We start from the raw sequence: 22,637 nt of genomic DNA on the forward strand, positions 1-22,637 counted from the left end.
CTGCATCAGTGAAGTCGCTGGAATACGCCATTAGCATTGGATTTTAGATGCTGAGGAGTACCTTAATTCAAAACCTCATAAGATGTCAAATGGGTTCTATAAAACTTTTATTTAGATCTGCTGCATTAATACTCTTTAAACTGTCCCCTGTTCACTCTTCCCTGATTTATACCCATTCCCTGGACGAGCCAGGGAAAAGGCGTTGCACATGAGATTATTGATAATTTACAATCCGGGCAAAACTTGCAGCTTCCAGACTTGCTCCTCCCACAAGCACGCCATCAATTTCTGGTTGAGCCATAATTTCATCAATATTATTTGGCTTGACTGAGCCACCATATTGAATTGGAACATTGGGATTTTTTAACTGACTGCGAATTAAACCAATAACTCGATTGGCTTCTGTTGCTTCACAAGTATCGCCAGTACCAATTGCCCAAATTGGTTCATAAGCAATCACCAAATTATCTTGATCTATATTTACTAGGTCTTTTTCTAACTGAGTAGTAATTAGTGATTCAGTTTCTCCCGCATCTCGTTGTTGTTTGGTTTCGCCTACACAAAGAATTGGAGTCAAACCATGTTTTTGAGCAGCTTTCAGACGTAGATTAACTGTCGCGTCTGTTTCACCAAAGAATTGCCGTCTTTCGCTATGACCGACAATTACATAACGCACACCAATTTCTGTAAGCATGGGGGCGGCAATTTCACCCGTGTAGGCTCCATTATCTTCCCAATGAACATTTTGCGCCCCAAGTTGTACACGGCTGCCATGCAAACTTTTGGTCAAAATGTTTAAATCTGTGAAAGGCGGACACAATAATACTTCTCTTCCTTGGGGAGTTTCATCTAAATGAGGCAAAAACTCTCGTAAGAAATCTTGAGTTTCTGCCTGGGTTTTGAACATTTTCCAGTTACCGGCAATAACGATTTTCCGCACAGGTGATATAGTTAAGTTCCTAAAGCTAATAGATGCATTTTTCACTCTACTACTTTTTGTGACCGAAAATAATGGGATGCAAGCCCCGTCCTAGAAGGACGGCTTTTCTTGGTTTTTAATATACTCTTTCAAAACCTCTAAAAACACACCACTGACAGCAAGAGCAAAATAACTAGGACTCCATCAAGCTGCGCGTGTTGCTGGAGGGAGTCTCCCCCAGCAAACTCGCATTCGTTGTGGGGTTTTTTATATCCAGCTTGTCCATAGCAACGACTAGAAACTCTTTTAAGGCATTAACTATTTGAGAGACAGAGACCTTGGGGGATATTCAATGAGAGCCTGAATATGGTTATCCGCACCGTTAAACTCAAGTATTTAAAAATCCATCTTTTGAGCTACTTCTCAAAGCAATTTTGCTGTTAAATCAAGACTAGCAGACAATCAGCGCGGTTTAGAATTGGCAACTACGATCAGAAATAGGATCAATCTCAAATCCCAAATATACAATATTAATTTGATATGAGTTCAACATTACCCGTGCCTGAGCCTTACCAGCGTGATTCAGCTAATACTGATGCAAATTCCCTTAACTGGGAGGAAGAACTAGATAGTGCCATTTTCAGCTTTGAAGACATTCAGACAGAACTGAATTATAAACAAGCTCAAACAGCACTACGAAACTTAGTAGCTAATCTTGACCTCACACCACAAGAAAAAGCAGGGTTGGAAACAGAACTAGCTGATTTGGAAACTATGTTGGCGAAGTTAGACCGGATGGTAGTCCAAATCGCTGCTTTTGGTATGGTAGGACGGGGTAAATCTTCCTTACTCAATGCCTTGGTAGGACAACCAGTGTTTGAAACTGGCCCTTTACATGGGGTCACGCGTGCTGCACAACGGGTTAATTGGAGTATTCACGAAGAATTAATTGGAACTACAGAACGAGCTTTGCGTGTCACTCTACCAAGTGTAGGACAATCGCAGGTAGAACTAATTGATACTCCTGGGTTGGATGAAATTGATGGTGATACCCGTACCGCTTTAGCAGAACAAATAGCCAAACAAGCAGATTTAATTTTGTTTGTCATTTCTGGCGACATGACAAAGATAGAACACCAAGCCCTATCTCAATTACGAGAAGCGGGAAAACCGATAATTTTGGTGTTTAACAAAGTAGACCAATATCCCGAAGCTGATCGCATGGCAATTTATGAAAAAATTCGAGATGAACGGGTAAAAGAACTACTTTCACCTTTAGAAATTGTTATGTCTGCTGCATCACCTTTAGTCAAAACTGCGGTTATTCGCCCTGATGGTAGTAGAGGCTTGCAGTTGCGTACCGGGAATGCTCAAGTAGAAGAGTTGAAATTAAAAATATTAGAGATTTTGCAGCGCGAGGGTAAGGCTTTAGTCGCACTCAACTCTATGCTGTATGCAGACACTGTAAATGAGCAATTGGTACAGCGCAAACTGATAATTCGTGAACAAAACGCCAATCAGTTGATTTGGAAAGCTGTGATGGCTAAAGCATTAGCGATCGCACTCAACCCTGTCACAGTAGTAGATATACTCAGTAGCATCGTTATTGATATAGCCTTAATTTTGGGTTTATCCAAACTCTACGCTATGCCTATGACCGAAGCTGGTGCTGTCAAACTGCTACAAAAAATTGCCTTAAGTATGGGCGGTATCGGTGTCAGTGAATTACTAGCAAACTTAGGTTTAAGTGGTTTGAAAACCTTACTTGGTATCTCTGCACCCGCTACAGCAGGCGCAACCTTTGGGCCTTACGTAACAGTAGCAATAACCCAAGCAGGCGTAGCTGGCGTGTCTTCTTATGGTATTGGACAAGTAACTAAAGCTTATTTAGCTAATGGTGCAACTTGGGGGCCGGAGGGGCCAAAAGCAGTGATTAGTAAAATTTTGGCTAACCTGGATGAAGCTTCAATTCTCAACCGCATCAAGGATGAGTTGCAATTGAAATTAAAAGTAAAAGCATAAGTTTAGGTTGCCAATAATATTTTCTCTTCCTGTAATAACAAAAAAGAAATTAGAAATACAAAATTTAAGTTTTGAACTTGGAAACTTAATTTTTAGGATTAAATCTCCAAGTTCAAAGCTCTGATAATTTATTGGTCAGGTTCAATTACCGATTTATTAACTAGATATGGCAAGAGTAATTGCCATTCAAATCATTGAATTTAGCTCTTACTTTTAAAAGAATCCAACCACTCTTTTACTTGCTCTCTAGCAATATCTCGGCTGCCTAAGCCAAAAGCTAAAGCAATAGCAACTGCGATCGCACCAAGTAGCAACCCAAATGCTAAATTCACAATATCGCTGGCAACGCCAATTTGTTGTAATGCCATTGCCGACACTAAGGTAATGATGGCAATTCTGGCTATTTGTGCCAAGATTCGCGCTTGATGATCGCCAGAACTACTAATTAGGTTAAAAGCGAGATTTGCCAAAAATAAACCCACCGCAAACACAATTAACCCTGCTATAATCCTCCCCAAAATAATTAAAATTCCAGTAACTAGTGTTGTTAGAGCCGGAATATTTAAAATATTTACGGCTGCTACTATGGCAAACAGCATGATACCTACTAAAGTAACAATGCCAGCAATTTCTGAGGGCGTGCGGATTGGTGTTATTGGAGCATTTTCTGTGTAGACTGCTTGCCTATTTGGTGATGGTAAACCTAGCACAGAAAAAATATTGTTAAAACCTAAACTAGTCAAAATGCCAGTTACTAAATCTGCAACAAACCGCCCTATAAAAAAGGCAATAATTAAGATAGTAGCAGATGTAAAAATAGCAGGTAAAGTGTTAAGTATCTGTTGCAACATTGTAATTGCTGGCACAGATATTGCCTCAATTTTTAAAGTATTGAGAGCCGCGATCGCTACAGGAATCAAAATTAAAACATAGACAATTGTGCCAATAATTGTTGATAGAGATTGGGTACTTGTAAACGAAGAAAGTCCAAGCCGACTACCTAAGTGATCTATGCCAGTTGTCGTTAACAAATTAGTAACTATTCGCCGGACTAGATTAGCGAGAAACCAGCCAAATACTGCAATTAAAATTGCTGCCAAAATATTGGGCAAAATCGACAGAATTTGCGTAATCAGCGATTGAACTGGTAATAGAGCTTGCCTCAACCCTAGAGTATCGAGAACGGGGACAAGAAATAGTAAGAAGATAAACCAATATAAAGCATTGGCGATTGTCTCACTTAAAGAGATGCGATCAAGAGTTATTGGCTCTTCAGGCGATGGCTGATTTAATCGTTCATCCAGATTAAGAGCCTGCAAACTTCGTAAACTCACAATCTTGACGATGCTGGCTACCACCCAAGCAACTCCTAAAATAATTGCTGCACCCACCACTTTCGGCAAGAAGCCAATCAGTTGGTCAAGGAAATTATTCAGTGGTCGAGATGCTACCTCCAGCCCTAGTACTTGTAAGACAGCTACTACCGTTAGTAAAACGATGCTCCAAAAAACCAAACTGGAGATGAATTTCTCTACCTGCGGAACATCCCTGCGGCCCGTCACACCAGCAGCAATTCGATTATCTATCTTCGTGCGGTTCAGGATGCCTCTAGTCACTGCGGCAACGCTAGCAGCAATCAGTATACCAACTAATAAAATTACTGTGGCTCCTAGTAATCTAGGCGTATACTGAATCACCTGTTGCCCAATTCCTTGCATATCCGCAAGTCCTTGGTTGAGTCCTGGTTGCACTGGTGGCAAGCTGGGTGATTGTGCTAAAAGTTGCTGCCCCTTCATTGGCAAACTCATGTCTATCAACTGGGTTATTCCTGTCCAAGTTGTGTTCATGGTTTTCTGAAATTAAGATGATGTATTTACCAAAAATATTTTGTAAACCCAGTAGAGTGGATTTTTTGTCCGAACTGCTGAGTTGACGCGGATTTTGCGTATCAATTTACCAGTAAAAATCTATATGCAACCGATAGCTAGGCTAATTTGTTACAAATAACAAAATATTTTTAATTTTGAATAATATATTTTGAACAAGGCAATAAGCACAAGAGCTTTTCTCTTGTTAAGTATGGAGTCTAGAACTGTTTTAAATGAATGTAGGTTGTTGACAATACAAAATTTTGGTTTAATCTAAGTGCAGCAACAGGATTAGCAATTTGGCATGACTCAAGTTTTTGAACAATCAATTCAAATTAACGCTACTGCTGCGGTTGTAGAGCGTTGTATTACCGATTTAGCTCTGATGCATCGCTGGCTAAATCCTGTGTTACGCTGCGAACCGGTGGGTGAGGTTTGGAGTACAGAAATAGGTAGTCAAAGTCGCTTTGTAATTCAAATTCCTTTAATTAAACCGACTCTCAACAGTGTCGTTGTCGAACGACAACCTGGTTTAATTGTCTGGGAATTTCAAGGATTTTTTCAAGGGCGCGATCGCTGGGAATGTCAGCCAATAGAAAAAGGAACACGCTTATTAAATCGCTTCGAGTTCAATGTTCCCAACCCCATAGTCAGTTGGGGATTCAAGAATTTTGCAGCATCTTGGACAAAAGAAGATATGCAAGCTCAACTGCGTCGGCTAAAACGCGTTTGTGAAGAAGTTCAAATTAATCAGTAGTCATCTAAAGTCTGAAGTGTGTTCGCCCTACAGCCCTAAAGGCATCCTACGGCAGGCGTTCCCGTACCCCTACGGGGAAGCAAGCTACGCGTAGCGTCTCCCTAAGGGAGACGGGTAGAATGAAGTCTGAAATTTTATTCTTCAGACTTTAAATTTCATCTTTTATATCCGTACCTCAGTGTAAATTTATTTCTCTTCTTTTTATCTATACCTAATTTGTCTCCGTGTTTCTCTGCTCCCGATTCAGCAAATGCGCTGAAGTTCTGATTGCCCATCTTCATAAATTCAGCAAAATCACGGTTACTGAGAATTGGGGTTCTGATCAAAACTTCAAATATGCAGTTTATTAGGGTGCATTTATGTCAAGCCCTGCGATGAGATTTATTAAAGTCAATCTAGAAATGGCCAAAGAAGTAGCTCACAAGTGGGAGCAAGCTTCATATAGTCAAACCAGTGCTTACTGCTTGGATATTTTAAGTGAATTAGGATTTCCTAGTGCTGAACTCCCTGTAAACTTACAAACTCGTGAGGAACAGCTGAATTTTATTGCTGGTTTTGCTTCATACGCTTTTGGGGAGGTACAAAATGTCCAAGGTGCTAATTGATGACATTTTGGATGAGCCAGAATTAGCAGAAGAGGCGGCTGTACCAGCAACAGATTGGGAATTGTTATTATTAGCCGAAAAAATTACCAGTTTTGATATTCCTCTTCAGGTTTTTTTACAAGCTGTGGCTATAGCAGCTTACGACTGTGCGTCGGCTTTTCGTTACGCTGATAACTATCTAATCAGCCATAAAAGTAAGCGAAAAAACTTACTTCTGTTGAAGCCTTTGCGTAACTTTGAGAATAATTGAAGTTGCGACATTCCCACACTTTCTCTACGAGCATCATGGGAGGGGGTTGGTTTTTGACAATTATTATTCCTGAATCATTCTAGTTATTTTAAGTTTTTGAACCCAACATTTGCAGCTTGGTTTGCCAGTAGCACGGCGTAAATGTTGGGTTCGGCTATCCTACCAAAAGCTATCTACGGATGCCAATTTTCTAAGTAGCTGCCAGCCTAACTTATTCAGAAAGCATTGTAAATAGCACCCCAAAATTAGGTACAATGTATTCCCATTGTGCCATCTGTTCTCATGACTTCATCTGCGTCGTTTGACACACTAGAGTCTCTGCAAGCCGATATCGCTGAATTATTTGATCGCCTACCGAACTTAAAAAATCGGCAATTCATTCAACAGGCGCTTGCTACCATAGTCCGCCTAGGTAACAGTGAAATTGATCGTCTCGATTGGAAGATATTGTCTTCGTCCTTAGCGGATATGGAGCGAGGCTTCGAGTTATTTCACCACTACCGACACGTCCGTAAAATAACTATCTTCGGTTCAGCCCGTCTATCATCCCAAACGCCAGATTACCAAATGGCGCTTGAGTTTGCCCGTACTGTATCGCAGATGGGATTCATGGTAATGACAGGCGGTGGTGGCGGTATTATGCAAGCGGGTCACGAAGGTGCGGGACGAGAAAATTCCTTCGGTTTGAACATTCAGCTACCATTTGAACAGCAGGCAAACCCCTTCATTGAAGGCGACCCCAAGCTGATTAATTTCAAGTATTTCTTTACCCGCAAGTTGTTCCTGCTCAAGGAAAGTGATGCAGTTGCGTTATTTCCTGGTGGGTTTGGTACTCAAGATGAAGCCTTTGAGTGCATGACTTTAAGCCAGACTGGGAAATTTGGCCCTGTTCCTGTAGTTCTCATAGACCATCCTGGTGGAGATTATTGGCGTTCTTGGAGCGATTATATCGATCAACAACTGGTGCAAAGAGGTCTAGTAAGTCCTGAAGATCCAAACCTTTACACTGTTACTGATAACCTGGAAGTAGCTTACGATGCTATCAGGCGTTTTTACCAAGTTTATCACTCTAGCCGCTATGTATCTAATCAGTTAGTGATTCGCCTCAACTGTGAATTATCTGATGCTGAAGTTGAGAAACTTAATCATGAGTTTAGTGACATTCTGGTAAAAGGAAAAATAGAAAAAACTCAAGCATTGCCTCAAGAAGGTCAAGACGAAACTTTAGAACTGCCTCGCCTAATTTTGAATTTCAACCAACGAGATTTGGGGCGACTGTATCAGATGATTGCCGCTATTAACGAAATGGGTACACCTTCTCAAGAAGAGATAGAGCATCCAGAAAGGAAGTAGTTTTTGATGGTGGGATTGCTGGCGATCGCAAAAATTTTATAGGAATCCGGTTTGATTACTGAACATACTTGTGTAGTCAGGCAATAGGCAATAGGCAATAGGAAAGAAGGAGTCAAGGTATACTGAGTTTTTTTCCCAAATCAAATATGAGTCCTATACATGGGATAAGTATCTTGCCCGTCCCTTGTTTTTGGGAAGAAAAGATACTTGTCTCACAAGAATCATCCCTTAATTCCGCAACACCCCATTAAGAAAGCTTATTCAAGGCTTCTTGAACAATTTTACGCACGATTGAGCTTTCATCCTCTAAGCATTGATTAAGTGGTTCTACTGCACTTAAATTTCCTAAATTTCCCAGGGCTAATGCTGTTGCACCGCGAACCCTAAAATCTTCATCTTTGAGCATCTTAATGAGGGCATTCACAACCCTAACATCGTCCATTTTTTGTAGAGCATAAACAGCTGCTAAACGCACATCAGTATCTACATCCTGCAAAATATTTATGAGAGGCTCAACGGCTCTTTTGTCACCTCGCCGTCCTAGATGAGAAATCGCGCTTTGACGTAACCAGCCATTTTCATTTGCTAATGCCAAAATCAGCAAATCGACCAATAGAGGATTTGCAATCTCAGCTATTGCTGAAAGAATGTTGTTCTGAATTTGGTTTTCAGAATCCTGAAGCAACTGCGTTAATATCTCTATTAAATCTGGATGCTGACGCGTAAAAAGAGTTTCGATAACCTGATGAGTTGCTTGCTCTGTTCGTAGCCAATCTCTCTTGATTGCTTGTAACATACCTTCTCTATCCCTGAGAAATTCAACCAAAATGTCTGTTGTTCTGGAGTCGTCAATTAGCCGTAAAGCCTGAATCACAGCTAATCTGACGTGAGGAAAACTAGAAGCATCTCTCAGATGGCTACCATTGCTACGAAAAATCTCAATTAGAGGTTCTATAGCTCTGACATCGGCAAACTTTCCTAATGCTGAGGCGATCGCACAACAAGTGGTAGACTGATTTTCATTTCTCAATGCTTGGCTCAACGGTTCAATAGCTTTAATATCTCCTATTTCTGCTAACGCCCATGCTGCTTGACCACGCACAAAAAAATCTGAGTCTTGCAAGCATTGAATTAGTGGTTCAATGGCTCTCGAATCTCCTAATTTTGCCAATGATTCAATGGCATTTCTCCTCACTTCACTAGAAGGATGGGTTAAAGCTTGTAAAAGTGGCTCAACTGCTCTGGGATCACCTAATTCACCTAACTTTTTCGCCGCCAGCGCATGACCAGCATTGTCATAAATTATATTTTGTAAGGAGATCGTTAACGATTCCGCACCAACTTGTCCAGCCAATCCCAGATTTGCTAAATTTTTTAAAGTTTTGGCAGCCATTGCTTGCAAAACACCAGCCTCAGGACTCAAAGGTGCAGCCTGCAAAGCCTGTGTTAATTCTTCCAGCGCATTAGGATTAGATAAATCAACTTCACTTGCAACTGTTGGCGGTTCAGGATTATAGGATTCATTTGTAGTCGTCTCTACAACACAATAGTTATACTTACGTCGAATCTCAGCAATTTTTGGTTTGTCTTCCTCTATGTATCCCTCATTATCAATATAATAAGCACCAGTTTCGTAACACTCTGCTGTCGCCAGCATCAAGTCTGTCAAACTATCCCAGCGAATTTCTTTAATCCCACACTCTGGATCGATGAACCAAACAGGAGCAGTTTCTTCTCCCACAACAACAGCGTATCTATAATCGCCATTACCGTCTAATATCGGTAGCCAGTGAGAATTCCACTCTGAATCCCAACTTAAAGCATTCTGACGATACTCCATAGCATCTTGTAAAGAGAAAAAATTATCATAGAAAGGAATTACATAGCCATAGCTCAAATATCTGCAACCGTTATGCCACCCGTAGAATTCATATAGTTCTTCCGGCATTGCATAAGGAAAATTTTGGAGAATTGTGTCTATTTCTGCATTAGTTAGTCCTGGCTGTAAACTTAAGGCAAATTCAGGTTGATTTTTGACTAACCAAGTTTCAATTCTATCCAGGGCATCGGTTAATAGTGACATAACAATTCCAGTCAGTATATGTATATAATTCCCTGATTAAAAAGACTAAAAGCATAAATAATTAATTGCTATAGCAACCCTAAATCAGTTGCAAACCAATCTATTACCTATTGCCTCAACCCTATAACTCATATTTGATTTTTGAAAAAAATCAGTATATTTCTATCTGCTTGCTTGCTTTCTTTCCTGTTGCCTATTGCCTATTGCCTGTTGCCTTACTACACAGTAATCAAACCAGATTTCTCTAGCTACTACCAGATCAGAAAAAGACCAGTTATGATTACCCAATGCTGATGACTATAAAAAACTTTGTATATTAGCACAGTAAACTATGTATCACATTCTAGAGGTTGGGAAATAAATATGCTGGAATTATTGAGTTCAGGTTTGGTTTCTCTGTGGCTAGAAATGGCTGGGGTGCAAATCAAGCCTTCTGAAGCCTTGGATGCTTTGGCTTTGCAAGGCAATCCTAGCTTGATTCTGGCTCCAGATCCCAATCCAGCAGGGGTTAATACAGTACAACAATATTTACAAGGTCTGCTGAAATCTAAGTTAGTAGCGCAAAATTTGACTGAAAGCCAAGGAGTTTGGTTGCAGTCGGGGCCGATGCTCATGGCTAATCACCAAGGTACAACAGCTTTACCTGCTGCTTCTTTAACTAAAATTGCAACTTCCCTCGCTTCTTTGAAAACTTGGGGGCCAGACCATCAATTTGAAACTTTGATTGGCACTACAGGGCCGATAGTTAATGGAGTGTTACAAGGCGATTTGGTAATTACTGGTGGTGGCGACCCGATGTTTGTTTGGGAAGAAGCGATCGCTCTTGGTAATACACTGCATAAAATGGGCATTAAGCAAGTAAAGGGTAATTTGCTAATTACAGGCAATTTTGCGATGAATTTCCAGCGTCACCCGTTACTTGCTGGTCAAATGGTTAAACAAGCACTTAATTATAAAACTTGGACTCGTCCGGCAAATTATATCCACTCCATCATGCCCAAGGGTACGCCGAAGCCGGAAGTTGCGATCGCTGGTACTATCAAAGTTGCACCACAGCCTCCGCAAAATACTTTGCTGGTGCGTCATAAATCTTTGCCTTTGCGACAATTGCTGAAGGAAATGAATGTTTACAGCAATAACGACATGGCAGAGATGTTAGCAGAGTCGGTTGGCGGTGCGGGTGTAGTGCAAACTACAGCTGCTACTCTTGCTGGAGTACCTCAGTCAGAGATTCAATTAATCAACGGTTCCGGACTAGGCCCAGAAAATCGGATTTCTCCAAGGGCAGTTTGTGCAATGTTAATGGCAATTCAACAGTTAGCATCTGCACATCAACTTAATTTGGCAGACTTGTTTCCGATGTCGGGGTTTGACCATCGGGGAACATTGCATTCTAGACATATGCCAGTTGGGACTGTGATGAAAACTGGTACTCTCCGGGATGTTAGTGCTTTAGCTGGAGTTTTACCGACACGCGATCGCGGTTTGGTTTGGTTTGCTATTCTTAATCGTGGCCCTTACGTGTCAAATTACCGCATAGAACAAGACAAACTTCTACAAAGTCTGATTAAACAGCTACAAGTTTCACCTGAAGTTCCCGCAGCTATTACTCCCCATTCACCGGCTAACTCTTTACCAGAACTAGGTTCTCCTAGTCGCATGGAAATTGTGTTCAGGGGTTAGTTTTAGCAAGAGGCAGAAGGTAGGAAACAGGAGGGAAAAACATGAATATTCTGTCTGGCATTCACGCTTTTAAAATGTCTGAAATTTATAAGCTTTTAGCTATATCTGTCATTTGTTTAGTAGCCTAATGCGTAGCAGCTTGCTAATAAAAAAGGTACAAAAAAAAGACTCAAAAAAGACATTTTTCTTCTTCTTCCTGCCTCCTCCCTTAAAATTGACTATTGACGCTTGACCCTTGACTCTTCAGGAATAATTTCTGTCACCACTCGACCGCCGGATTTACCGCCGCTAACAACGATGTTTTCTGTTTGCAGATTGCCCACAGCAGTGTCACCATTAAAAGTTAACTGTGGGTTAGCTTGTTTATAAACTACATCTCCTTGTGCTTCTAGTAATTTTTTATCCAGATACCATGTGAGATTCTGAGATTTTAAAGATTGGCGACGTTGCCCAACGGCGTTAACATTACCTACTAAATAAACTGTTTTTTGGGGTATTTTCATCTCACCTTGATTACCCGTAACTGTCAAATTTTCAGCCCGGTGGAAGACGCGCACTGGAGAATTTGTCTTGACAGTTTCTGTATTCATATCCCAGGTCATGATGTTACTAAGTATCTGTACTGGTGGGTCTAGTAACTCTACCTGGGCATTTTGTTTAATGGTAGCAACCTTCGTTTTTAAGTCAATTTCGGCAGAATTGCCTCGGCCACGATCTGTGATTTGATTATTTTTATAGCGCTCAAATTGTAAAGGCCGATCGCCAATTAATTTTTCTTGTTTAATCTGCCAAATCAAATGATCTGTCCGCATTTGTAATTTGGGATCAGTCGCATTGGCTACAACCTTGCCAGAAAAATTTATTATTTGTTCGCGGGTTTTGACTCGCGCCTCTTGCGCTACTGCCTGTAATTGTTTATGCTGCCCATTGATTTGATTGCGGACAATTAGCAAATCTTCTTTGGGGCGCCATTCCATTTCATTCCCTTGCAAAAGCACTCCATTCTTAGGGTCGTTAGCAAATATTCTTCCTCTCAGAAACAGGCGTTCACCATCTTGCTCAATGTCCGCTTGGTCTGCTTTGATTTGATAAACTATTTTGCCATCTTGATATAACTCTCCGTAGGGATTTTCAGCTTGACCAATTTGTTTTTCTTTGGTGTATTTTGCCTTTTTTGCTTGGACTTTCCAAAGTGGTCGCCCTACTTGATCAGCTTGTTCTAAAGAAACATCAAAAAAAGTTAAGTTACTTTCGGAATCTTCTGCTGATGAACCTGGATTATTTTGATTAGAGGTTATGGGAGATTTAGCCCCACAAGCCACTAAACTAATCATTAACAGGAGAGTTAAAGGCAGGTAATACCAATTTGTGTTTAAAAAAGCAAATGAATGAAAGTGGGGGGATTTATTAATTCCTCCCCCCATAAATCTTAAATTTCTTTTTGCTATCTGCCTGCCTTGCTGATGCTTCATGTATCCTGAATTTCTAGATGTCCATCATGGTCTGTTGGGTCATCCAAAAAACCCATTCCCGATAAAGGGCGATATGGGTAACTCTGGCGTGGAGTTTTTTGGATATCTTCTTTGATGGCTTCTAAATCAATGTAGCGATCGCTAACATTAATTAAGCTATCACTGGTCATTGAGCGTAAACTCACGACCTCGACCCTTACACCACGATAGCTTACAGAATTCACGGCGTAGGCTAAATCGCCATCACCACTAACCAAAACAGCTGTATCATAAGAATCGACTAAAGCCATCATATCAACAGCGATTTCTACATCCAGATTCGCTTTTTTAGAACCATCTGGTAGCTGTACTAAATCTTTAGCAATGACGCGATAACCATTACGCCGCATCCATAACAAGAAACCTTGTTGCTTTTCATTTGTTCTATCTACACCTGTATAGAAAAATGCCCGCAACAGTCGAGAACCACCTGTTAAACGACATAATAATTTGGTGTAATCGATTTCAATTCCTAATTGCAAAGCAGCGTAAAATAGATTTGAGCCATCAATAAATATGGCGACTCGACCTCGATTCTCTAAAACTTGTTCTGGCGTAAATATCGAGTCGTTTTCTAAATTATTCAACATTGTTGTCATACCTCGATTGTTATTTTGTGATTTTTGATACGAATTTCCAACTTTTAGATTTAGTTAGAGCGTTTTATGATAATTTTCCGGGGCTAATTATTTAAGTTCAGCCCCGATAAATTTTTTGAGATTTTGAGAGATTAGAAAATGATATGAAAGAGATTAAAAAAACTAATCTTTTTTCGGGGTTTCTATGCGTTTAAAGATTGGTTGAGGATTTCCCAACTGTTGTTTATTAGATAGTAACCCCCATTTGGAATGAATGGAAAATGGGGCAGCGATCGCTGTCTTAATTTGCTCGTTAAAGTTGATTCCGAAACCTAGTTGCTGATAAATATCGCTACTGATATTGGGAATGATTGGTGAAAGCAGATAAGCTGACAGTCTGACTGATTCCAGAACTGCATAAAGCACTTTTTCTACTTCCTGCTGCTGTCCTTGTTTATATAGTGACCAAGGTGCTTGTTCATCAATAAACTTATTACTGGCTTGCACCAATGACAAGATAGCTTCACAGGCTTGATTGAACGCTAGTGCTTCATACGCTTGTTGTACCTCTTCCCCTAGACGTAAACCAATCGTCCTCAAAGGATTTTCGGCAGAAATAGTTTCTTCTGTAATAGACAAGCCATTGCCAGCACAGTATTTCTTCACCATGTTCAAGGTGCGATTGAGCAAATTACCTAAATCATTCGCCAAATCTGCATTTAAAACATTAATGAATCTACTTTCATTAAAGTCGCCATCTTTGCCAAATTCGATTTCCTTAAGGAAGTAATAACGAACTGCATCACTACCATAACTTTCGACTAAAGCGATGGGGTCGATGGTATTACCTAGCGCTTTACCCATTTTTTGACCATCTTTCGTCAAAAAGCCATGCCCAAACACTCTTTTAGGCAAGGGTAAGTCTGCTGACATTAACATTGCTGGCCAATAAACTGCATGAAAGCGCAGAATATCTTTGCCAATCAAATGCAAATTAATCGGCCACCATGTCGCTAAAGCGTTGGCTAAGGTTGGTTCAGCATCAGGTTCTAATAATGCTGTGACATAACCCAGTAGTGCATCAAACCACACGTACAGCGTTTGCTTTGGGTCAGTTGGTACAGCAAAACCCCAGTCGAGATTAATCCGGGAAATCGAAAAGTCCTGCAAGCCTTGACTGACAAAGCTTAAAACTTCATTACGACGGCTGGCTGGCTGAATAAAATCTGGGTGTTTTTGATAAAATTCTTCTAACTGAGTTTGGTATTTAGATAAACGAAAAAAGTAATTTTGTTCGTCTCGCCATTCAACTGGTTTATTAGTATGAATCGGACAACGCTTGTCCTCTAATAATTCTCTTTCTTCTTTAAATTCCTCACAAGATACGCAGTACCAGCCTTTTTGTTGTCCTTGGTAGATATCACCTTTTTCCCAAACTCGCCCAAAAAATTCTTTAACTATTGCTTCATGGCGAGGGGCTGTTGTCCGGCTAAAGCGATCATATTGAATGTTTAATTTCTCCCATAGATTCACAAAACTAGGGACAATCGCATCGCAAAATTCTTGGGGGGCTTTTCCTAAAGTTTCAGCTGATCGTTGAATTTTTTGGCCATGTTCATCTGTACCGGTTATTAGCAGGACAGGATGCCCCATGAGCTTGTAAAATCGAGCCACTACATCTGCGGCGATCGTTGTATAAGCACTACCAATATGTGGGACATCGTTTACATAGTAGAGGGGTGTTGTTAATGCAAATGTCTGGTCTGTTTTATCCACTAAGTTCATGCAAAATTAAAAATAAATTATTAAAACGTTTTTTTACTTAATTATGACCGCAAAACCACGTAAGTATATAACATTACTATCGCTTTTTCAAACTTCATCTTAATATTAGCAAATTTCTCCAGTTCAGAAATGTTTGGTAATAAGTACAAATTTGGTTAACTTATGCTCTACAAATAGAAATTAGGATTTAATTTATATTTGTGATGCTGTTTATGCCATATATTGTGACTAAAAATACACTGCTCTAAACATAGAAAAATCCTCTCCTTTTATAGATAAGTCATTTCTATCCTAAGACGGTCGTGGCATTAGTAAAGAAATGTAAAAATTAAGTCAAGTTAAACTACGATATATTCCCAAAAATATATTTAGATATGAGTCTAAATAGCCCTTTGGACATTTCTCGCTTACTCTTAGCAACTTTTTCCACACGAATGTTTCGCTATTACGAGGATCGCATTCCTGGGGATGCAAGTTTGTTAATAGTGAGCAATCATCGCAGCTTTATGGATGCGATGATTTTAATGGCAGCATTATCAAATCCGATTCGTTTTGCTTGCCATCACTACATGGGACAAGTACCAATTCTGCGAGAAATCGTCACAGGACAATTAGGTTGCTTTCCTTTAGAAGCGGTCGAAAACCGCCAGCAAAGCTTCTTTGCACAATCACAGATGCTATTAAAGTCAAAACAGCTGGTAGGGGTTTTTCCCGAAGGTGCTGAACCAATGGTGCAATCAACTCAAGCATCTGTAGTGGGGGAATTTCAGCGAGGATTTGCCCATTTAGCCTTGCGCTCTGGTGTACCAGATTTAGCAATTTTACCAGTTGCGATCGCTTCTTTAGAAGAAGTCAACACCACAGCTTTTCCCCTAAAACTATTAAGCTTATTTGACCCTTCAGAACCTTTATTTAATCAATATGGATGGCATCCATTAGTAATATATCAACGCGTAGCTGTGCTAATTGGTCGTCCTTATTGGATTACAAACTATCATCAACGTCAATATCATGGAAAACAAGCAAAAAATGTTGTAACTGAGCTAACTGAACACTGTCATAGCGAAATAGCTACTTTACTCCAACAAGGTTGTTATTAAGGGATAAAGGAACAGAAACGAAAATTTGTAACGGCAATATTTGGGGAATTTCTCATTCATCCTGTTATAGTTTTTTAGCTAATTTTGAGATATCTTGCTAATTTTTGTGTGTAATTGTCTTTTGATAAGATTGAATTATATTTATTAGCAGTTTATTTTATCTTTAAGGTAGTTTCTGTTAGTTGAGTTATAATTTTAACAGATTTTCGCCTGTACTACTGAATTGAAAGCAGCTAACGATCGCCTACATTAAAACATGATTAGAGGATGCAGGTAAATCTATAAAAGCCCTTATGAAAACGAAAATTGTACAATGCCAGAAGTTGAGTTAAAGCCGTGTTTTCTGACTCCTAAGCGAGTGCAACCAGAGTATCCATTATTTGTTTATTTACCGGGAATGGATGGCACTGGTCAATTGTTGCGATCGCAAACATCTGGATTAGAAGCCAGCTTTGATGTTCGCTGTTTGGCGATCCCCAGACAAGACTTGACAACATGGGAAGAATTAACTAAAAATGTCCTGAACTTAATTCATACAGAATTAGAAAAAAGTTCCCAAAGGTCAGTTTATCTATGTGGAGAATCCTTTGGCGGTTGCTTGGCGATGAAAGTAGCAACCAAAGCATCACATTTATTTAAACGCATTATTCTCATTAATCCAGCCTCAGCTTTTCGCCTGCGTCCTTTTTTAGATTGGGCATCCCAGTTATCATACCTAGTGCCAGAATCCCTATATGATGTCGGTGCTTTGGGTTTATTGCCATTTCTGGCATCTTTAGACCGCCTCACCAGAAGCGATCGCCACGAACTGCTAAAAACCATGCGTTCTGTACCATCAGCAACAGTTAACTGGCGCTTGGCTTTATTGAGAGATTTTGAAGTTGATAACAACGAGTTAAGCCGCCTAACTCAACAAGTTTTATTAATTGCTGGTTCAGGCGATCGCCTTTTACCTTCTGTAGACGAAGTAAGGCGCATAGCTGCTATTTTACCTGATGCTCAGGTTTTGGTACTGCCAAATAGCGGCCACGCCTGTTTGCTAGAAAAAGATATTAATCTCTATGAAATTCTCAAAAACAATAACTTTTTAGAAACTAGGGATAACAGCGTTTACGAGTTACAAGTCAAAAAAGCAGGTTGAGCAAATGCTGACTTTTATATTTAGTCGCTATATTCCAACTCAAAACTTGTACTTATTGGGAGAGGTCAAGTCACTCTCAGTTTCGCTACAAACAGACTAGAGAGACTTTAAAAATGATGGCACAAAAATGTCAGACCAATCCCAACAAAAACCAAAAGTAGAAATTACACCTCAGACATCCGCCGCAGATAAATCATCGCTGTTAGATTCTTTTGCTAACACAGGTAAAGCTTTTGTAGACACAGCCTTAGAAGTTGGTGTAGCAGCAGCCAAACACACACATAATTTATTTGGTCAAGCTACTCAAACCACTGGTGAGGTAGTAAACTACATCAGTCAAAATTGGCTGATCAGAAGGCTATCTGGATTTTTGAATCTCAATTGGCTGATTGGTGCAAGCGAAAATGTTGATTTAGAAAAAGCGGTAGCCACGGTTAAAAAACTCAAACAACAATATCCGCAGGAATCTCCTAGCCAAATTTCTCACCGCATCATGCTAGAAACAGCAACGAAAACTGGGGGAATTGGATTAGCCAGCAGTATTTTACCGGGGGTAGCAGCAGCATTATTAGCCGTTGATTTAGCCGCAACACTGAAATTACAGTCGGAAATGTTGTATCAAATTGCATCTGCCTATGACCTTGATTTAAAAGATCCAGCGCGGAAAGGCGAAGTTTTAACAATTTTTGGTTTGGGGTTGGGTGGTAATCGGCTGTTGAAAGCAGCCGGACTGGCATTGCTGCGAAATGTGCCGTTTGCTGGTGCAGCGATCGCTAGTAGTTCTAATGCTGCCTTAAGCTATTCTCTAGGGTATGCGGCTTGTCGATTTTACGAAGCCAAACTGGATGAATCTACGTCCTTGACATCAAAAGAAACTTTAAAAACCCTAAAAGTTCAGAGTGAAAATTACTTAGAAACTGCGATCGCTCAACAAGCAATCATGGATCAAGTCTTAGTTCACATGATCCTCGCTAGCCATCCTGAAGAAACCTGGGAAGAAATTGTACCCCAGTTACAAGCATTGAACCTTACCCCAAACTCACTGACAGCGATCGCCAACAATATCAAATCACCGCAACCTTTAGATACACTACTCAATCAACTCAACCGTGATTTTGCGATTCCTTTGTTAGCTCAATGTCAAAAAATCGCTCAACTTGACCAACAAACTACCACAGTAGAGCAAGAAATTATTAGGGCGATCGCTCAGAAATTTGATATTGACATTGCCGAAGTTGAGTCAATCGTTAATAGTGCTAATTCAAAAACTAGCCTCTAGTCTCTAATCCCTAACCTCTATTCCTGTTCGATTTGCTCAGGATCAATACCTAAATCTCGTAGACGTTGCTTTAATTGCTCTACTTGCTGTTCAGCTTGTTGTCGAGCTAGGGCTTCTGCCTCTGCCCGTTGTTGTGCTTCTCGTAGTGCTTGTGCTTGTTCTGTGGGATTTAGCAGCTTTTCTCCTGTATCTTCCCGATAAAAACCGATTAGTTGCCCTTCCACTTGCAGTCGCAACCCTAACGGTTCGCTGCGATTGTCTGTGATTAATTCATATGAATCATGTCGCAACCGATAACCTTGTAATTGTCCCTGCACCCATTCTCCTCTGGGGTCAAATAGCCAGTATTCTTGGACACCAAGTTGCTCGTACAAAGTCTTCTTAAATTCCTGATCGTGATTTTTAGTACCTGCCGAAGTCATCTCAAAAATCACAGATGGAACTTCGCCTTCCTCCCACACCTTGTAATTATCTCGACCACCGGGCGCGACATTAAAAATGACCATCACATCCGGGGCAACTCGCAACCGGGGAAATCCTTGGGCATAGTAGAGAAATTGATTTGCTAGGACTGTTGCCTGTTGTCCTACTAAATACTGCCGCAGAACTTCTAGTGTCGCCAGTAATACACATAAATGGGCATAGCTTTCTGCCACAGGTTCACCATCTGAACTAGGATAGAACACTTCTGCCCGTTGGGTTGAAGATAAGGCTGGAGTCATAGTCACGCCATGCAGAAGGTTTAGATGTTTCAATTATAAAATTCATTGGTCATTTGTCCTTTGTCATAAGTTGAAAGCCAGAACTATAAAAGGTTTTTTAATTCAGACTTCAGACTTCAGACTTCAAAATTTTGAGCAATACTGGTACAAGAAGGAATCTTTAAACAAAATCCCAACATGGCAGCAATTCAACTCAGTAATCAGCCTCTGCTAGAGTGGGCAGGCGACAGTTTGGCAATTGGATTATTTGAAGACGCGGTAGAGTTAACCGGTGAACTGGCGACTTTGAATGACAAGTTTGCTGGCATCTTAAAAGAAGTTATTGCCGAAGAAGAATTTACAGCCAAACCCAACAGCACTGTCTTCACCCGTGTCAGTGGTGGTGGTTCAGTTAAGAAAGTAATTTTAGTAGGCTTAGGAAAACCAGACGCACTGAAAATAGATACTCTGCGTCGGGCGGCGGCGGCGGTGGCTAAGGTAGCCAAAAAGCAAAAAAGCAAAACTCTAGGATTTAGCTTTCCCTTGTGGAATAACGACCCAGCCGCAACAGCCCAAGCGATCGCTGAAGGTGTACAGTTAGCGTTATACCAAGATGTGCGCTTTAAATCAGAACCAGATGATAAAGGCTCAAAAGTCGAAACCATTGAATTACTAGGTTTTGATGGTCAAGAAGCCGCAATTACCCGCGCTAACCAAATTGTATCCGGGGTAATTTTGGCGAGAGAATTGGTTGCAGCCCCAGCTAACAGCGTCACGCCAATTACAATGGCCGAGACAGCCCAAGCGATCGCCAACGACCACGGTTTACAACTGCAAATCCTCGAAAAGGAAGATTGTGAAAGGTTGGGTATGGGTGCTTTTTTAGGAGTTGCCCAAGCCTCTGACTTACCGCCCAAATTCATTCACATCACTTACAAACCAGAAGGCACAGCCACAAAGAAACTAGCCATTATTGGTAAAGGTTTAACCTTTGATTCTGGTGGACTCAATATTAAAGGTGCAGGTAGCGGCATCGAAACTATGAAAATTGATATGGGTGGTGCTGCTGCTACCTTGGGTGCAGCAAAAGCGATCGGTCAACTCAAGCCTAATGCAGAAGTTCACTTCATCTCGGCAGTAACCGAAAACATGATTAGCGGTCGTGCTATGCACCCAGGCGACATCCTCACTGCATCTAACGGCAAAACCATTGAAGTTAATAACACCGATGCCGAAGGACGTTTAACCTTAGCCGATGCGTTAGTTTACACCGACAAATTAGGCTTAGATGCGATCGTTGATTTAGCTACCCTCACAGGTGCTAACGTAATTGCTTTAGGTGAAGATATTGCAGGTTTATATACTCCCGATGATGCACTAGCTTCTCAGTTAGAAAAAGCTTCTGCCACCTCAGGCGAAAAAATTTGGCGAATGCCAATGGAAGAAAAATATTTTGAAGGCTTGAAATCTGGCATTGCGGATATGAAAAACACTGGGCCTCGTCCTGGTGGTTCCATCACTGCGGCCCTATTCCTCAAGCAGTTCGTTAAAGATACCACTTGGGCGCACATAGATATTGCAGGCCCAGTTTGGGCAGACAAAGAAAATGGCTACAACGGCCCCGGCGCAACTGGCTACGGCGTGCGGATGTTAGTTGATTGGGTACTCGATCAAGTTGGTTAACTATGGATATAGGAGTGTAAAAGTTTAGGGTGTGGGGTGTAAGAGAATTCCTCGCCTCATACCCTTTACACCCTTACACCCCGATATCAACTCCCAATTCCTCATTCCCTATTCCCCCCACATTCGTGTTATCTTGGGCTTGCCGCCAAAACAGGTTGTAATAGTCACAATAGTAATTTGGCAGTTGGAAAGTGAAGGTTTTTTAACAAAGCCATCTGGTAAAATTTGTAAGGTTTCTAGAAGCTCTGAGCAATGGGATCGACTTGCGCACGGATAGCAATTGACGCGATGGGGGGGGATCACGCACCCAAAGAAATCGTTGCTGGTGCATTACGCGCCAGTGAAGAATTGGGTGTGAAAGTCTTGTTAGTGGGTGATCCCCAACAAATTCAAGCTGTCATGCCGCCAAAAACTACTTTGGAGCGGGTGGAGATAGTTCCTGCTGAAGAAGCGATCGCTATGGATGAGGAGCCTTTGAATGCGGTGAGACGCAAACGCAAGGCTTCTATTAATGTGGCGATGGATTTGGTAAAAAATCAGCAGGCGGATGCTGTTTTTTCTGCTGGACACTCTGGGGCAGCTATGGCAGCAGCACTGCTGCGCTTAGGACGATTGCCAGGAATAGATCGCCCAGCAATTGGTACAGTTTTCCCCACAATTATGGCTGGCAAGCCAGTATTGATACTTGATGTGGGTGCAAATGTAGACTGCCGTCCTAAGTTTTTAGAGCAGTTTGCAGTCATGGGTTCGATTTATAGCCAATATGTTTTAGGGACAGATACACCCAAAGTAGGTTTATTAAATATTGGCGAAGAAGATACCAAGGGTAATGAGCAAGTACTCCGCGCCCATCAATTATTAAGGGAAAACTCTAATATAAATTTTGTTGGTAATGCCGAAGGGCGTGATGTGCTTTCCGGCCAATTTGATGTGATTGTGTGTGATGGGTTTGTGGGTAATGTGTTATTGAAGTTTGCCGAATCTCTAGGAGGAGTAATTCTGCAAATCTTACGCGAAGAACTGCCCCAAGGATTGCATGGTCAAATTGGTACAGCACTTTTAAAACCAAATCTCAAGCGAATTAAGCAGCGTATGGATCATGCGGAGCATGGAGGTGCTTTACTGTTAGGTGTGGCTGGAGTTTGTTTTATCGGCCACGGCAGTTCACAAGCACCTTCAATTTTTAGTGCCATACGTATGGCAAAAGAAGCAGTAGATAATCAAGTACTGCAAAGACTTCAGTCTCAGTACGAAATTCTACAGCGTGATAGTGGTTAGTAATGGGTCATTTGTCATTAGTCATTTGTCCTTGGTTAAAA

18 protein-coding genes are annotated in these 22,637 nt (G+C 40.9%); 11 read left to right on the top strand and 7 right to left on the bottom strand.

The genetic code is table 11. The annotated features are described in order from the left end of the window. Nucleotides 1–214: 214 nt before the first annotated feature. A complete protein-coding gene (gene tpiA / locus H6G76_RS26760; protein WP_190708019.1) occupies nucleotides 215–940 on the bottom strand; it encodes a triose-phosphate isomerase in 726 nt (241 codons plus the stop codon). 519 nt (nucleotides 941–1,459) lie between these two features. Here tpiA and H6G76_RS26770 point away from each other — a divergent pair. Further along, a complete protein-coding gene (locus tag H6G76_RS26770; RefSeq protein WP_190707919.1) occupies nucleotides 1,460–2,941 on the top strand; it encodes a GTP-binding protein in 1,482 nt (493 codons plus the stop codon). A 200-nt stretch (nucleotides 2,942–3,141) separates the two neighbouring features. Here H6G76_RS26770 and H6G76_RS26775 read toward each other — a convergent pair whose 3' ends face one another. Beyond that, nucleotides 3,142–4,788: a mechanosensitive ion channel gene (locus H6G76_RS26775; protein WP_190707921.1), complete on the bottom strand. Its 1,647-nt coding sequence runs from the start codon at nucleotides 4,786–4,788 to the stop codon at nucleotides 3,142–3,144. A gap of 325 nt (nucleotides 4,789–5,113) precedes the next feature. On the opposite strand from H6G76_RS26775, the gene H6G76_RS26780 reads away from it, so the two are divergent. The 4 genes from H6G76_RS26780 to H6G76_RS26795 all read left to right on the top strand — a co-directional run bounded on the left by H6G76_RS26780 (nucleotide 5,114) and on the right by H6G76_RS26795 (nucleotide 7,774). Continuing rightward, the gene (locus H6G76_RS26780; RefSeq protein WP_190707924.1) at nucleotides 5,114–5,566 is read left to right on the top strand and encodes an SRPBCC family protein; all 453 of its coding nucleotides are present in this window, start codon (nucleotides 5,114–5,116) and stop codon (nucleotides 5,564–5,566) included. Nucleotides 5,567–5,925: 359 nt separating this feature from the next. After that, entirely contained in the window at nucleotides 5,926–6,171 is a 246-nt protein-coding gene (locus H6G76_RS26785) for a hypothetical protein (RefSeq protein WP_190707928.1), read from the top strand. After that, complete coding sequence (locus tag H6G76_RS26790) at nucleotides 6,152–6,421, top strand: hypothetical protein (protein WP_190707930.1); 270 nt, start codon at nucleotides 6,152–6,154, stop codon at nucleotides 6,419–6,421. Before H6G76_RS26785 ends, H6G76_RS26790 begins: the two co-directional genes overlap by 20 nt. 282 nt (nucleotides 6,422–6,703) lie before the next feature. Further along, entirely contained in the window at nucleotides 6,704–7,774 is a 1,071-nt protein-coding gene (locus H6G76_RS26795; protein WP_190707933.1) for an LOG family protein, read from the top strand. Between the two features lie 247 nt (nucleotides 7,775–8,021). Here the strand turns inward: H6G76_RS26795 and H6G76_RS26800 are convergent, their stop codons facing one another. Then, nucleotides 8,022–9,857, bottom strand: coding sequence for a HEAT repeat domain-containing protein (locus H6G76_RS26800; RefSeq protein WP_190707935.1), 1,836 nt, complete (start codon nucleotides 9,855–9,857; stop codon nucleotides 8,022–8,024). A gap of 363 nt (nucleotides 9,858–10,220) precedes the next feature. On the opposite strand from H6G76_RS26800, the gene H6G76_RS26805 reads away from it, so the two are divergent. Further along, entirely contained in the window at nucleotides 10,221–11,540 is a 1,320-nt protein-coding gene (locus tag H6G76_RS26805; RefSeq protein WP_190707938.1) for a D-alanyl-D-alanine carboxypeptidase, read from the top strand. 218 nt (nucleotides 11,541–11,758) lie between these two features. Here the strand turns inward: H6G76_RS26805 and lptC are convergent, their stop codons facing one another. From lptC to metG, 3 genes are all read right to left on the bottom strand, one after another. Further along, the gene (gene lptC, locus H6G76_RS26810; RefSeq protein ID WP_190707941.1) at nucleotides 11,759–13,012 is read right to left on the bottom strand and encodes an LPS export ABC transporter periplasmic protein LptC; all 1,254 of its coding nucleotides are present in this window, start codon (nucleotides 13,010–13,012) and stop codon (nucleotides 11,759–11,761) included. Beyond that, nucleotides 13,009–13,641 (bottom strand): NYN domain-containing protein, encoded by a 633-nt coding sequence (locus tag H6G76_RS26815; RefSeq protein ID WP_015112605.1) that lies wholly within the window; start codon nucleotides 13,639–13,641, stop codon nucleotides 13,009–13,011. Before H6G76_RS26815 ends, lptC begins: the two co-directional genes overlap by 4 nt. Nucleotides 13,642–13,812: 171 nt before the next feature. Continuing rightward, entirely contained in the window at nucleotides 13,813–15,414 is a 1,602-nt protein-coding gene (gene metG, locus H6G76_RS26820) for a methionine--tRNA ligase (protein ID WP_190707944.1), read from the bottom strand. Nucleotides 15,415–15,788: 374 nt separating this feature from the next. Between metG and H6G76_RS26825 the strand changes: the two genes are divergently transcribed. From H6G76_RS26825 to H6G76_RS26835, 3 genes are all read left to right on the top strand, one after another. Next, nucleotides 15,789–16,514, top strand: coding sequence for a 1-acyl-sn-glycerol-3-phosphate acyltransferase (locus H6G76_RS26825; RefSeq protein WP_190707947.1), 726 nt, complete (start codon nucleotides 15,789–15,791; stop codon nucleotides 16,512–16,514). Nucleotides 16,515–16,827: 313 nt separating this feature from the next. Beyond that, nucleotides 16,828–17,655, top strand: coding sequence for an alpha/beta fold hydrolase (locus H6G76_RS26830; RefSeq protein ID WP_190707951.1), 828 nt, complete (start codon nucleotides 16,828–16,830; stop codon nucleotides 17,653–17,655). Nucleotides 17,656–17,782: 127 nt separating this feature from the next. Continuing rightward, nucleotides 17,783–18,934, top strand: coding sequence for a hypothetical protein (locus H6G76_RS26835; RefSeq protein WP_190707954.1), 1,152 nt, complete (start codon nucleotides 17,783–17,785; stop codon nucleotides 18,932–18,934). A 17-nt stretch (nucleotides 18,935–18,951) separates the two neighbouring features. Here H6G76_RS26835 and H6G76_RS26840 read toward each other — a convergent pair whose 3' ends face one another. Then, nucleotides 18,952–19,656, bottom strand: a complete 705-nt coding sequence (locus H6G76_RS26840; RefSeq protein WP_190707956.1) for a Uma2 family endonuclease — start codon at nucleotides 19,654–19,656, stop codon at nucleotides 18,952–18,954. 177 nt (nucleotides 19,657–19,833) lie between these two features. Here H6G76_RS26840 and H6G76_RS26845 point away from each other — a divergent pair, with 177 nt between their 5' ends. Together H6G76_RS26845 and plsX are read left to right on the top strand one after the other, a co-directional pair. Continuing rightward, entirely contained in the window at nucleotides 19,834–21,318 is a 1,485-nt protein-coding gene (locus H6G76_RS26845; protein WP_190707959.1) for a leucyl aminopeptidase, read from the top strand. A 252-nt stretch (nucleotides 21,319–21,570) separates the two neighbouring features. After that, nucleotides 21,571–22,596, top strand: coding sequence for a phosphate acyltransferase PlsX (gene plsX, locus H6G76_RS26850; protein WP_190707962.1), 1,026 nt, complete (start codon nucleotides 21,571–21,573; stop codon nucleotides 22,594–22,596). Nucleotides 22,597–22,637 lie beyond the last annotated feature (41 nt).

The sequence above is a fragment of the Nostoc sp. FACHB-152 genome (assembly GCF_014697475.1).
In the GTDB taxonomy this organism is placed as follows: Bacteria; Cyanobacteriota; Cyanobacteriia; order Cyanobacteriales; family Nostocaceae; genus Nostoc_B.